Below are 12646 nucleotides of genomic sequence, written 5' to 3'. Positions count from 1 at the left end.
CGGTCAGTTGGTCGGGCGGCGGGCGTGCTGTGGACCTGATCTGGGAGCCCCTCTCCCGCTTGCGGGAGAGGGAGGGACCCGCCGCGAACCGGTGGGAGGGTGAGGGTCTTCTTTCTTCTGCTTCGACATACGCTTGGAAGAAGGAAGAAGACCCTCACCCAACCTGCATCGGGTGAACAGCGCCCCGCGCTGTTCAGGTCATGCCGGGGGCATGACCGACCCGCTGCACCCGCAAGCGGGAGAGGGCTTTAGGCATTACCGCGGCCGCATAGCCGAGGTCGCGCGGCGCCGCCGCCCTTCCTCCCTGATCTGCCAGCCCCTCTCCCGCTTGCGGGAGAGGGCAAAGCGATCAATCCGGATTGGCCATGTCGGCCTGCATGTCCCTGATCGAGTCGTCGATGCTCTCGAGCGCATCGCGTTTCGCCTCCGCACCCATGCGCTCATCGCGGGCGACCCGCTCGCGGGCGCGGTGGAGACCTTCAAGGGCATGGGCATAGGCCATGCGCTGGATGTCCTTGGACTTCTCGATATTGGCATTGCTCATCGCGACGACGCGTTCGATGCGGTCGTTGCAGATGATGACGATGCGCTTGTCGCCGCGCGTCTTGTTGACGACCATGTTGCGATCGTCACCGCCGCCGCAATTGCTCGAGCGCACGTCGGGAACGTTGACCGGGCCGACCCAATCCTCGGTGACCGAATTGCCGTCCTTGCCGACGCGAACAATCTTGAAGCGCTTGGAGACCTTCCTGGTGCCGCCGTCGCTGATCGCGACATTACTGCCGTCGATGGGCGGCAAGGGCGCTACGTCGGCGGGCGGCGGCGGAGGCGCCGGCAGATCGACGCCTTCGGGCTCGGCGGCGGGCGCGGGCGGGGGCGCGGCTGGCGCCGACTGCAATTTCGCCGCGACACGCGCGTCGATCGTCGCGATGTCGATCCCGGTGGCCTTCTCGACTCCGGCGCGGACGGTGGCGGCAGCGGGCGTGCCGCTGGCGGTGGCGGCCAGGCCGCCGATCATCAGCGCCGTGACGGCGGTGCCGCCCAGCGTCAGTCGAAGCCGTGAACGGCGTCCGGTGGTAAGCATCCTCAAACGTCCTTTCAGATCTTGTATGGTGTGGAGGTGGCAGGCCGCCGACACCGCGCCGCCATGCGCCGCCTTGACGATCGCACAGGCATAAGTGTGCCGGTCGATCGCCGAACGGCCAGCGAGAACGAGCGCATCATTGGCCATTTCCTGATCGGCACGGAATGCACGGAAAGCGCGCCAGGCCAACGGGTTGAACCAGTGGAGGGCTAGCACCGCCAGCGCGACCCAATTGGCGATCAGGTCGCCGCGCTGATGGTGGCCAAGCTCGTGCAGCAGCGCGAGTTCACGCTCGTCGGCGTCGTAGCGCTCGGCGAAATCGCGGGGAAAGGCGACGTAACGGCGGAAGATGCCGAAGGCGAGCGGCCCCGACGCCGCCGAGGTCTCGATCACTTCGATGTCGCCGGCGCGCTCGGTGGAGACGCTCTGGTCGATCATCCGGCGACAGAAGCGCCAATGGCCAAGCGCGTGCCAGGCAAGGAATGCCGCCGCGCCCACGCCCCACAGCACGGCCAGAGCCGCGCCAAGCGAGGAGTAGAGGGACGTAGGCGCGGCGGCCGAGCCTCCGAGCGGCTCGATGACGTAAATGGTGACGGTCTGGCTTGCCCGGTTGAGCAATTGCGGTGCCGCGCTGTGCAGTTGCGGCAGAGGCGGCAGCAGCAGCCGGACCGCGGGAAGCGCCCAAAGCGCATAGGCGATTCCGGGTCCGAACTGACGGCGGACCGGCGCGCGGATGACGAGCACTACCGCCATCAGCAGCGTGGAGGCGAGCAGCGCCTCGATCGCCCAGGCAATCACGCCTTGAGCTCCTTCAGGATGGCCTCGATCTCGGCAATGTCCTGCGCGGTCAATTGGTCGCGGTCGGCGAGATGCGCGACGAGCGGGGTCAGCTTGCCGCCGAACAGGCGATCGATCAGCCGCTGCGATTCACCCGCGACATAATCCTCGCGCTCGACGAGCGGGCGATAGAGGTAGCGCCGACCCTCTTCCTCATGCGTGATCGCGTTCTTCGCGAGCAGGCGCCCGAGCAGGGTCTTGACGGTATTGGCACTCCAGCCGCGTTCGCTTGGGACGCGCTCGGCGACGTCCTGTGCCGTCAGGGGACTTTCCTCCCACAGCACTTCCATCACCGCATGTTCGGCATCGCTGATGCGTTCGGCCACGACTCGTTCTCCCTCACGACTACGCATGTAATCGCATTGATTACGAGTGTAGTCAAGAACAGAGGGCGGCGTTCGCGATATTCCGTCATGCCGGGCTCGTCCCGGTATCGACTTGGCCATGCGGCTAACGGTGATGCCATCAGCCCTCTCCCGCGTGCGGGTGCGCCGGGTCGGTCATGCCCCCGGCATGACCTGAACAGCGCGGGGCGCTGTTCACCCGGTGCAGGTTGGGTGAGGGTCTTCTTTCTTCTTCCAAGAGAATGAAATTCAAGAAGCAGAAAAAGAAGTAAGAAGACCCTCACCTTCCCACCGCCTTCGGCGGCGGGCCCCTCCCTCTCCCGCAAGCGGGAGAGGGATTCGTGACGGACGATAGAAAACGTCGGGATTTCTTACAGAGACAACAGGCCCCCGAAGGCCGTTAACCATCGAGTCCCGCAGAAATCCGTCACTGGCACGGACTGGCACGGCGTCTGCAGAGTATCGCGTGCCCGAGCGGTTTCCCGCTTCAGCAGGGCGGACCGGTCGCTCCCCCGATCTTGCGCCGGTCCGCCCTCACCCGGCTTCCTACCAGATCAGGCTTTCCTCGCGGTCACTCGGCAGCGAGCGGTTGCGGCTCCCGGACGCCGCCGAACCACCCGCTTTTGCCGGCGGTCGCGCGCGCGGCGGCATGCGCCATCGCCTTGGGGTAGATGTCGCCGAGCAAGCGCTCGAAGGTACGCTTCCAGCTGAAGTTGGTTTCGACGTGATGGCGCGCCTCGATGCCGATCGCGTGATGATCGTCGCGCCAGATCTTGAGCACGTTCGCGGCCATTGCCCTCGTGTCGTCGACCGGACCCAACAGGCCGAGACCCGGGGGCACGCGATCGGGCATCGCGCCTGAGGCAACACCGACAATGGGCAGTGCGCAAGCCTGGGCCTCGAGCACCGAGATGCCGAACGTCTCGTCGGCCATGGCCGAGACATAGATGTCGGATGACGCCAAGGCGCGGGCAAGTTCGGCGCGGTTCTTTTCGAACCCCGGGAAAGCGACCGGCAGGCCCCTCGCCTCGGTTTTGAGCCGATCCATCAATTTGCCGTCGCCGATCATCACCATCGCGGCGTCGAGGTCGCGGGGCAATTGCTTGAACATGGCGATCAAGCGGTCGGCGCGCTTCTCGTTATCGACGCGGCCGGCATAGACGAGCAGCGGCCCGCGAAAGTCGAAGCCGAGCTCGTGGCGAAATGCCGGGTCGCGCTTGGCCGGCGAGAACATGTCGATATCGACACCCAGCGGCAGCACGTCGGTGCGCGTGATCCGGCGCTGCGCCAGCACCTCCCTGGCGTCCTCGCTCAACGTATAGACCCAGTCGAACTCGCGATAAGTGAGCTCGGCATAGCCATAGCTCAGCCATTGCAGCCCGCGGCCGATCGTCTCGCCGAACTTGTCGCGGCCGACGCGATAGACATGCGCGTTGGGGAAATCGGTGCGATAGCCGGCGACCAACGTCGTTTCCGGGAATTTCCTGCGATGGTTGATCGCGGTCCAGGGCAGCACCCAGGGACACAGCGACTCGATCACGTCGGGCCGGTATTTCGCCAGGATGTCGCGGACCACGGCGGTACGCAGGATGAACCGGTAATTGGGACTGCCGTGCACGGGCGGAGCGCCCACCTCCGCGAAGATGTGGCGGCCATTGACCGTGATCTTGTCTTCCGGCCCCGGCACGATCTGCAGCAGATGATGCGGGGTGTGGGTCAGCACATAATCGCGCTTTTCACGCAGATAGGTGCTGATACCGCCACCGCCCGAAGGCGCGTAGCTTTGAGTCAAATCGCATAGGATCAGCGGCGCACCGCTCTCTCCTGCGCGGCGCGGGGGGTCGCCTTGCAGCAGCATGTTTATTCCCTTTTACACGCGCGCCGGTCAGGCGGCGGGAGTAGCTCCTTGTGCGGCGAGAAGCTGCGACAGCTCCCCACTCTCGTACATTTCCATCATGATGTCGGAGCCGCCGACGAATTCGCCCTTCACATAGAGCTGAGGAATGGTCGGCCAGTCGCTGAACGCCTTGATTCCCTGACGGACTTCCTGATCCTGGAGCACGTCGACGCTGTCGAACTCGACCCCAAGATGCTGGAGAATCGCCACAGCGCGGCTCGAAAAGCCGCATTGCGGGAATAAGGGGCTCCCTTTCATGAATAGCAGTACGTCAGAACGCTGTACCAGTTCCGCAATACGCGCCTGTGCGGCGTCGGTCATCGTCTTCACTCCTTCATTCGGCGGCGGTGGTGAGCTGGAGCGCATGGAGCACTCCGCCCATCCGGCCGCCCAACGCGGCATAAACCGCCTGATGCTGCTTCACACGTGACAGGCCGCTGAACGACTTGCTCACCACACGTGCAGAATAATGGTCGCCGTCGCCGGCCAGATCGGTGATCTCGACCCGCGCGTCGGGAATATTCGCCACGATCAACGCGCGTATGTCATCGGCCGCCATCGGCATTTTAGTTGGATTCCATCAATTGCCGGCGCGCTTCGACCATCCGGTCCTCGATCGCCTTGCGGACATCGGCTTCCTCCACCTCGACCCCGGCAGCGGTCAGGTCGCCATACAGCTTGCGCACGACGTCTTCGTCGCCGGCTTCCTCGAAATCGGCCTGGACGACTGCCTTGGAATAAGCGTCGGTTTCTTCGGGGGTCAGCTTCATCAGCCCGGCCGCCCATTGGCCGAGCAGCTTGTTGCGCCGGGCGATCACGCGGAACGCCATTTCTTCATCGCGCGCGAACTTGGTTTCGAAAGCGCGTTCGCGGTCGTCGAAGGTGGTCATGGCTACTCCCTGGCGTTTCGTTACGCCTGGGGAGATAGGATTGCGCGGCGGCTATGGGAAGGGGTGGATCCGTTCCTCCCCAACACGGATGGGAAGGCGCTAGTCCGCGACCTTGACCACCAGCTTCCCGATCGCGCCGCGCGCCGCCATCTTGGCGATGGCGTCGCCGCCGCGTTCGAACGGGAAGACCTCGGTCACGCGCGGCGCGATGCTGCCGTCCTTCCACAAGCGGAACAGGCGATCGACATGGGCGCGATTGGCCTGGGGATCCCGCGCGGCGAACGCGCCCCAGAACACGCCGCAGACGTCGCAGCTCTTGAGCAAGGTCAGGTTGAGCGGCAATTTGGGGATGCCGGCAGGGAAACCGACGACCAGATAGCGCCCTTCCCAGCCGATCGAGCGCAACGCCGGCTCGGCATAATCGCCGCCGACCGGATCGTAGATCACGTCGGCGCCGCCGGCGCCCAGCACGGCCTTGAACTGATCGGCGAGCGCCTTTGACTGATCCTTGTCGAACGGGGCGCGGCCATAGATGACGACATCGTCGGCACCGGCGTCGCGGCACGCCTGCGCCTTTTCCTCGGACGACACCGCCGCCACGACGCGCGCGCCGAACGCCTTGCCGAGCTCGACCGCGGCTAGGCCGACACCACCGGCGGCGCCAAGCACGAGCAGGGTCTGCCCTTCCTTGAGGTGACCGCGATCGAGCAACGCATGGATGCTGGTGGCATAGGTCAGGAGCAATGACGCCCCTTCCTCGAAACTGCGTTCGGCGGGGAGCGCATAGAGCGACGCGGCGGGCACCGCGATTTTCTCGACCAGGCCACCGGCGCCCGTCGTGCACAAGACGCGATCGCCCGGCTTGAAGTCGGTCACACCCTCGCCGACGCTCTCGACCACGCCCGAAATCTCGCTGCCCGGGGCAAACGGGCGCGGCGGCTTCATCTGGTATTTGTCCTCGATGATCAGGACGTCGGGATAATTGATGCTGCAGGCCTTGACCGCGACGACCACTTGACCCGGCCCTGCAACGGGATCGGGCAGATCGTCCATTATTAGCGTTTCAGGTCCGCCCGGCGCTTTCGACAGCAAGGCCCGCATAGTCTCTCTCCCGGCTCAACCACGGCCGTTCTGACGAGACCGCGGATTCGTATTTCGAAATCGCGGTATCCCTTGCCAGCGTCAATCCCACCTCGTCCAGTCCCTCCATCAGGCACTGGCGTCGAAAAGGGTCGATGGAGAATTCGAAGCGGTCCTGGAACGGCGTGGTGACCGTCATGGTTTCGAGATCGACGGTCACGTCGTCGGTCTTCGCGACCTCGACCAGGCGATCGATCGCGTCCTGCGGCAGGACGACGGGAACGATCCCGTTCTTGACCGCATTGCCCGAAAAGATGTCCGAATAGCTCGGCGCGATGATCGCCTGCACACCCATGTCCATCAGCGCCCAGGCGGCGTGCTCGCGGCTCGACCCGCACCCGAAATTGTCTCCGGCGATCAGGATCGGCGCGCCGGCATAGCGCGGATCGTCGAAGATATTGCCGGGCTGGGCGCGCACCGTTTCGAACGCGCCCTTGCCCAGGCCGGCGCGGCTGATCGTCTTCAACCAGTGCGCCGGGATGATCACATCGGTATCGACGTTCTTCGCGCCCCAGGGATAGGCGCGGCCTTCAACCTTGCGGACTGGGGTCACTTATTGGGCTTTTCACTTGGCTTTTCGGGAGGAGCAGGCATCGCCATCGCGGCATAAGCGGCGATACCGCTCAGGATGGAACCGGCGACCAGCAGAACGAGTACGCGTTTCATTGGCGATCCCCCATCAACTCGCGGACGTCGGTCAATCGGCCCGTTACCGCCGCCGCCGCCGCCATTGCCGGGGATAATAAATGTGTTCGCGCCCCGGGACCCTGCCTTCCTACGAAATTCCGATTCGAGGTGGAAGCGCATCTTTGACCAGGCGGTACTTTATCGGGGTTCATTGCCAGGCACATCGAGCATCCGGGCTCACGCCATTCGAATCCGGCGGAAATGAAGATGCGGTCGAGCCCTTCGATTTCCGCCTGCCGCTTGACCAGACCGGAGCCCGGCACGACCAGCGCGCGGACGCCGTCGGCGACATGGCGACCATTCGCCACCGAGGCTGCGGCGCGCAGATCCTCGATCCGGCTGTTGGTGCAGCTGCCGATGAAGACCTGATCGACGCCAACGTCCTGCATCGCGGTGCCCGGAGTCAGGCCCATGTAATCGAGCGACTTTTGCGCCGCGACGCGCTTCGAGGGATCCGCGAAGCTGTCGGGATCGGGCACGCGTCCAGTGATCGGAACCACGTCTTCGGGGCTGGTGCCCCAGGTCAGCGACGGCGCGATGTCGCTCGCCGACAGGCGGACGGTCGCGTCATAGACCGCCTGGGCATCGGTCGGCAGCGTCCGCCACCAGGCCACCGCCTTGTCCCATTCCTCACCCGATGGCGCCATCGGACGCCCCTTGAGATAGGCGAAGGTCTTGTCGTCGGGTGCGATCAGGCCGGCGCGCGCACCAGCCTCGATCGACATGTTGGCGACGGTCAGCCGCCCCTCGATCGACAGATTGCGGATCGTGTCGCCGGTATATTCGATGACATAGCCGGTACCGCCAGCCGCGCCGATCCGGCCGATGATCGCCAGCACGACATCCTTGGCCGACACGCCGAAGCCGAGTTCGCCGTCGACGCGGATTTCCATCGTCTTCGATTGCTGGAGCAACAGCGTCTGGGTGGCGAGGACGTGTTCGACCTCGCTGGTGCCGATGCCGAACGCCAGCGCGCCGAGCGCGCCGTGCGCCGAGGTATGGCTGTCGCCGCAGACGAGCGTCGTGCCGGGCAAGGTGAAGCCCTGTTCGGGGCCGACGACATGGACGATGCCCTGCGCCGCGGCGAGCGCGTCGATATAGGGTACGCCGAATTCGGCGACGTTGTGGCGCAACGTCTCGAGCTGGTTGGCGCTTTCGGGATCGGCGATCGGGATCGCGTGCCCGGCGGCATCGACGCGCGGCGTCGTCGGCAGGTTATGATCGGGAACCGCAAGCGTGAGATCGGGCCGGCGCACCGCGCGTCCGGCGGCGCGGAGCCCCTCGAACGCTTGCGGGCTGGTGACTTCGTGGACCAGGTGGCGGTCGATATAGATCAGGCACGTGCCGTCGTCGCGGCGTTCGACGACGTGCGCGTTCCAGATTTTCTCATAGAGGGTCTGCGGGTGGGGGGTCATGACGGCGACTTACTCCCTCCGCGCCCGATCGCAAGCAACAAAGGAAAACTGTCAGCCGGTCAGAATGAAAGAAAACGGCGACGCGACAGGATTCGCCGCGCCGCCGCCCGGGGGTGGGCCGGATACTATTCCGCTGGTTCGGGTTCAGATTCCATCTGATCGACGGTCGCCGTCACGACCGCATGCAAGGCGTCGTCCGAAGCAGACATGACCGCTCTCCTCCCAGCTGAAATATAATTTCCGCTGACAAATGATGTTTTGACGGGAAAACGCACTTTTACGGAGTTGCGTAAATTAATTACGTCGGATTCAACCTTAGATCGATTCGACAAGAGTCCAAGCGGCGAATAATATTTCGCCACCATTATGGGCCAATTTCCTATCGTGAGATTAAATCACTCTTTGGGCGATGAATAGCTCGCGTCATGTTGGAACGGCATCGGACCATTTTCGCGTAGCGCCGCGAGGATCGCCGGGAAATCGGTCGCGCAGCGGAAGCCCAGCCCGCGTTCGATCGCGCCCGCGTCGTAGACGCGCCCAACCTGTTGCGGCAGCTGCCAGCCACGCGCCGCGAACAGCTCGGCGGCGTCGGGAAACAGCCGCGCGATCACGGCTCGTGCATCGCGTTTCAGCTCGACGACATCGTCGCGCGAAAACGGCGTCGGCGCCGAGGCGATGTAGGTGGCAAAGCCGATCGTCGGGGCGCGTTCGAGCGCGGCGATATGCGCCTGCGCACAATCCTCGACCGTCAGCCGGCGATTGAGGAACTCGTTGGCCTTCATATTCTCGCCCGACAGATCGCGATGCGTGTCGTCATCTTCGGGAAAGAAGCGCGAGGTGCGCAGGATGATGATCGACAGGCCAGTCTCGGCATGCACCAAGCGGCACAGTTCCTCGGCCGCGCGCTTGGTCACGCCATAGATGTTGCGCGGGCTGAGCGGTCCGCTGCTCTCGTCGAGCCACACCGCCTCGTCGGCAGTCTCGTCGCGGATTGCCTGGGTGATCATCAGCGACGTGGTCGAGGTGAAGACGAACCGGTCGGCGCCTGCCGCGATCGCGCATTCGAGCAGGTTCAATGTCCCGGTCACATTGACGTCAATGAACGCCTGGCGCGGATAGCGCACGATATCCGGCTTGTGCAGCGCGGCGCCGTGGATCACTCCCTCGATCCCATGGCTGAACATCACGCGTTCTACCAAGGCGCGATCGGCCACGCTGCCGACGACGCGCGTGTCGGGGCCGGGCGCGACGTCCATTCCGACGACCTGATGACCGGCGGCGCGCAGCATCGGCGCGAGATAGCGGCCCAGCCAACCGGTCGATCCCGTCAACAATACGCGCATGCTATCCGGCCTCTATCTCCGCCATTTCCCGTCCACACCGGTTGCCGCTTGGTGTGGCTTGCGTCACGCCGTGGCCAGCACCTCGTATTTGGCTGTCGTCTTCGCCGCGACCTCGTCCGCGGTGACGCCGGGCGCAAGCTCGATCAGGCGGAACGGCGACTGGTGATCGGGCCGCTGGAACACGCATAGATCGGTGACGATCATGTCGACCACGTTCTTGCCGGTCAGCGGCAAGGTGCAGGCCGGGATGAACTTGGGATCGCCGTTCTTGCTGGTATGCTCCATCACGACGATGATCTTCTTGACGCCGGCGACGAGGTCCATCGCACCGCCCATGCCCTTGATCATTTTGCCGGGGATCATCCAGTTGGCGATGTCGCCATTCTCCGCGACTTCCATCGCGCCGAGCACGGTCAGGTCGATATGCCCGCCACGGATCATCGCGAAACTGTCGGCAGAGGAGAAATAGACCGATTGCGGCAGCTCGCTGATCGTCTGCTTGCCGGCGTTGATCAGGTCGGGGTCTTCCTCGCCGGCGAAAGGAAACGGGCCGATCCCGAGCATGCCGTTCTCCGACTGCAGCGTCACTTCGACGCCGACCGGAATATGGTTCGCGACAAGGGTCGGGATACCGATGCCCAGGTTCACATAATAACCGTCACGCAGCTCCTTCGCGGCGCGGGCGGCCATGTCGTCACGAGTCCAACCCTTGTTTTCTTGGGCCATCAATCATCCTTTCTGGCAACCACCACGGCGGGCGGCAGAGCATCGTCTTCGGTGGGCGCGCCGCGCTCGGCATCGAGGCCCATCCAGATCCGGTCGAGCGCCTGATCCTCGGGCACGCCGATCGCCTTGGCGTAGGTCGACGCCGCATTGCGGATGACATCGACCATCGCGATGCCGAACAAGGCCGGGTCGGCACCGAGCGGGCGCGGATTGACGAAACTCAACGTGCCGCCATGCTTTGCCCAGACGCGCAGGAATTCGCGGCTGTCGCCAAGCGTTTCGGCGAACGACACGAGGTCGATCGGGATCGGTTTGTCGGTCATATTGTCACGGACGGGGCGGCGGACGCCGCCACAGGTCGGGGCGCGCGGGCGCTGTGGGTGTCGGCGCGGGTACCGCGGGCACCGGCGCGGCAACAGGAACAGGCGCGGTGGCGGGGACCGGCGCGAGCGGCTGCGCGCCCGGATCGGTCCAGCGCCGGTCCTTGGGGAAGACGTCGTCGATATCGCCCTTGAGCGCGGTCCCATAGACCGGGTTCGGCAGGACGAACCAGCCATGCCCCCACAGCATCCTGAGCTTGGGCGAATTTGTCTGCGCGCGGCGTTGCGCGGGGGTCGTGCCCGGCATGTTGAACAAATCGGTGAAATCGCCGAGCTGGTCGCCGACCATCGCGATCACGCAATATTTGCCCGAAATCGCCCAGCGCCGGGCATCCTTGCCACTGCCGCCGGTCGCGTCGTCGCCCTTCAACCACAGATTTTGCAAGTGAACCACGGGACCGAGGCCAGCCAGGGTGAGCGCATCGATCGTTGACGAGGCGTTTGCCGAGGCGCGGTTGGAGTTGAACACCACTTCGATGCCGCTGGCACGCGCCGCCCGCAATGCATCGAGCACGCCCGGGACCGGGTTGACCGCGGTCACGCCGCTCGCTTCCCAGCGATCCCAGCGTTGCTGGTCATAAGCACCGCTGCGCTGGCTGTCGTCGGCTTCGTACCCGAGGTTCAGCAGCGCGGTCTCGTCGATGTCGAGCACGACCGCGGGGCGCTGCCTGGGGCCACATTTGAGGAATTTGGGGGCGTCCAACGTCGCGTCGGGTGCGAGCACGACCGACGATATCGGATGGCCGACCGCGAAATCGCCGCCGCGCGCGACCAGGAAATCGGTCAGCGTAAGATAGGCCTGGATCGACACTGCCGACGCTTCGCCCGAGCCGTAGAGATATTGCATTCCCGGCGGCACGGTGCCCGGCGCCGGCGGCGGAGGTGCCGCTGGCGTGGTCGGGCCGGCAGAGGGAATTGCGTCGGCCGCCGGGATTCCGGTCGGCACGGCCTGCGCGCCGGCGGCGGCGACCGCGGGCGGGGTCGCCGACGGCAGATCCTCGTCCTTCTTGCCAAAGAACTGCTTCTTGCCGATCGCGCCCGCCGCCAACACCGGCACGGCGGCAGCGACGCACCCGCTGGTCGCGGTGCTGCCGACCAGCAGCATCAGCAGCGCGAAGCGCCCCTTGCTCACGCCGCGGCCCGCTCGCGCACGGTGCGGAATTCGATCTTCTTGTCGTAGGGGCTGCCGACGATCAGCCGGTTCACATAGATGCCGGGCAAATGGACCTGATCGGGATCGAAGCTCCCCACGGGCACGATTTCCTCGACTTCGGCGATGCAGACCCTGCCGGCAGTCGCCATCGGCTGGTTGAAATTGCGCGCGGTCTTGCGGAAAATGAGGTTGCCCGCCTCGTCGGCTTTCCAGCCCTTGATGATCGCCAGATCGGCGCGGATGCCGCGTTCGAGGATATAGTCCTCGCCGTCGAACGTCTTCACTTCCTTGCCCTCGGCGACCTGAGTGCCGACCCCGGTCTTGGTGTAGAAACCGGGGATGCCGGCGCCGCCCGCGCGGCAGCGTTCGGCGAGCGTGCCCTGGGGGCAGAATTCGACCTCGAGCTCGCCGGCCAGATATTGACGCTCGAATTCCTTGTTCTCGCCGACATAAGACGAGATCATCTTCTTGACCTGGCGTGTGCGAAGCAGCTTGCCGAGCCCTTCCCCATCGACGCCGGCATTGTTGCTGGCGATCGTCAGGTCCTTGGTGCCGGCATCGCGGATCGCGTCGATCAGGCGCTCGGGAATGCCGCACAGGCCGAACCCGCCGGCACAGATCGTCATGCCGTCGAACAATACGCCATCGAGCGCCGAGGCGGCATCGGAATAGAGCTTACGGGCCATGCGGACTCCTTGGGTGATGCGCGCCGAATAGATGGCGGCGCGAGAAGGAGCAAGCGCGCGCACC

General features: G+C 64.9%; 14 protein-coding genes. All 14 read right to left on the bottom strand.

Features of this window, described 5'->3' with window-relative positions; translation table 11 throughout:
- Positions 1-349: 349 nt before the first annotated feature.
- Entirely contained in the window at positions 350-1882 is a 1533-nt protein-coding gene (locus AC1DRD_RS16225; RefSeq protein WP_478042137.1) for a M56 family metallopeptidase, read from the bottom strand.
- Positions 1879-2247, bottom strand: a complete 369-nt coding sequence (locus AC1DRD_RS16220) for a BlaI/MecI/CopY family transcriptional regulator (protein ID WP_478042136.1) — start codon at positions 2245-2247, stop codon at positions 1879-1881. Before AC1DRD_RS16220 ends, AC1DRD_RS16225 begins: the two co-directional genes overlap by 4 nt.
- A 589-nt stretch (positions 2248-2836) precedes the next feature.
- Positions 2837-4123, bottom strand: coding sequence for a glycosyltransferase (locus tag AC1DRD_RS16215; protein WP_478042135.1), 1287 nt, complete (start codon positions 4121-4123; stop codon positions 2837-2839).
- A gap of 27 nt (positions 4124-4150) precedes the next feature.
- Positions 4151-4483 carry a Grx4 family monothiol glutaredoxin gene (grxD, locus tag AC1DRD_RS16210; protein WP_478028877.1) on the bottom strand — a complete coding sequence of 111 codons (333 nt, stop codon included), beginning with the start codon at positions 4481-4483 and terminating at the stop codon, positions 4151-4153.
- A gap of 13 nt (positions 4484-4496) precedes the next feature.
- Entirely contained in the window at positions 4497-4727 is a 231-nt protein-coding gene (locus AC1DRD_RS16205) for a BolA family protein (RefSeq protein WP_066812599.1), read from the bottom strand.
- A gap of 1 nt (position 4728) precedes the next feature.
- On the bottom strand, positions 4729-5052 hold the full coding sequence (locus tag AC1DRD_RS16200) for a DUF1476 domain-containing protein (protein WP_478042134.1): 324 nt from the start codon (positions 5050-5052) through the stop codon (positions 4729-4731).
- A 99-nt stretch (positions 5053-5151) separates the two neighbouring features.
- Positions 5152-6153, bottom strand: a complete 1002-nt coding sequence (locus AC1DRD_RS16195) for an NADPH:quinone oxidoreductase family protein (RefSeq protein WP_174543071.1) — start codon at positions 6151-6153, stop codon at positions 5152-5154.
- Positions 6116-6745, bottom strand: a complete 630-nt coding sequence (gene leuD / locus AC1DRD_RS16190) for a 3-isopropylmalate dehydratase small subunit (protein ID WP_478028874.1) — start codon at positions 6743-6745, stop codon at positions 6116-6118. The genes AC1DRD_RS16195 and leuD overlap by 38 nt, the downstream gene beginning before the upstream one ends.
- 109 nt (positions 6746-6854) lie before the next feature.
- The gene (gene leuC, locus AC1DRD_RS16185) at positions 6855-8294 is read right to left on the bottom strand and encodes a 3-isopropylmalate dehydratase large subunit (protein WP_478028873.1); all 1440 of its coding nucleotides are present in this window, start codon (positions 8292-8294) and stop codon (positions 6855-6857) included.
- A 395-nt stretch (positions 8295-8689) separates the two neighbouring features.
- Positions 8690-9637: an NAD-dependent epimerase/dehydratase family protein gene (locus AC1DRD_RS16180; RefSeq protein WP_478028872.1), complete on the bottom strand. Its 948-nt coding sequence runs from the start codon at positions 9635-9637 to the stop codon at positions 8690-8692.
- A gap of 63 nt (positions 9638-9700) precedes the next feature.
- Complete coding sequence (locus AC1DRD_RS16175) at positions 9701-10363, bottom strand: CoA transferase subunit B (RefSeq protein ID WP_478028871.1); 663 nt, start codon at positions 10361-10363, stop codon at positions 9701-9703.
- Complete coding sequence (locus AC1DRD_RS16170) at positions 10363-10686, bottom strand: DUF5076 domain-containing protein (protein ID WP_478042133.1); 324 nt, start codon at positions 10684-10686, stop codon at positions 10363-10365. The genes AC1DRD_RS16175 and AC1DRD_RS16170 overlap by 1 nt, the downstream gene beginning before the upstream one ends.
- A gap of 4 nt (positions 10687-10690) precedes the next feature.
- Entirely contained in the window at positions 10691-11875 is a 1185-nt protein-coding gene (locus tag AC1DRD_RS16165) for an HAD family acid phosphatase (RefSeq protein ID WP_478042132.1), read from the bottom strand.
- Positions 11872-12582, bottom strand: coding sequence for a CoA transferase subunit A (locus AC1DRD_RS16160; protein ID WP_478042131.1), 711 nt, complete (start codon positions 12580-12582; stop codon positions 11872-11874). Before AC1DRD_RS16160 ends, AC1DRD_RS16165 begins: the two co-directional genes overlap by 4 nt.
- Positions 12583-12646 lie beyond the last annotated feature (64 nt).

The organism is Sphingomonas sp. P4_G2 (assembly GCF_056401155.1).
The sequence above is the reverse complement of the archived record's forward strand: the minus strand, read 5'-3'. Positions and strand labels throughout refer to the sequence as shown.

Bases quoted from the DNA above. Each gene is read 5' to 3' on its own strand.
- AC1DRD_RS16160 (WP_478042131.1), bottom strand. From the start codon at position 12,582: ATGGCCCGTAAGCTCTATTCCGATGCCGCCTCGGCGCTCGATGGCGTA.
- AC1DRD_RS16175 (WP_478028871.1), bottom strand. From the start codon at position 10,363: ATGGCCCAAGAAAACAAGGGTTGGACTCGTGACGACATGGCCGCCCGC.
- AC1DRD_RS16200 (WP_478042134.1), bottom strand. From the start codon at position 5,052: ATGACCACCTTCGACGACCGCGAACGCGCTTTCGAAACCAAGTTCGCG.
- AC1DRD_RS16205 (WP_066812599.1), bottom strand. From the start codon at position 4,727: ATGCCGATGGCGGCCGATGACATACGCGCGTTGATCGTGGCGAATATT.
- grxD (WP_478028877.1), bottom strand. From the start codon at position 4,483: ATGACCGACGCCGCACAGGCGCGTATTGCGGAACTGGTACAGCGTTCT.
- AC1DRD_RS16170 (WP_478042133.1), bottom strand. From the start codon at position 10,686: ATGACCGACAAACCGATCCCGATCGACCTCGTGTCGTTCGCCGAAACG.
- AC1DRD_RS16180 (WP_478028872.1), bottom strand. From the start codon at position 9,637: ATGCGCGTATTGTTGACGGGATCGACCGGTTGGCTGGGCCGCTATCTC.
- AC1DRD_RS16195 (WP_174543071.1), bottom strand. From the start codon at position 6,153: ATGCGGGCCTTGCTGTCGAAAGCGCCGGGCGGACCTGAAACGCTAATA.
- leuC (WP_478028873.1), bottom strand. From the start codon at position 8,294: ATGACCCCCCACCCGCAGACCCTCTATGAGAAAATCTGGAACGCGCAC.
- AC1DRD_RS16215 (WP_478042135.1), bottom strand. From the start codon at position 4,123: ATGCTGCTGCAAGGCGACCCCCCGCGCCGCGCAGGAGAGAGCGGTGCG.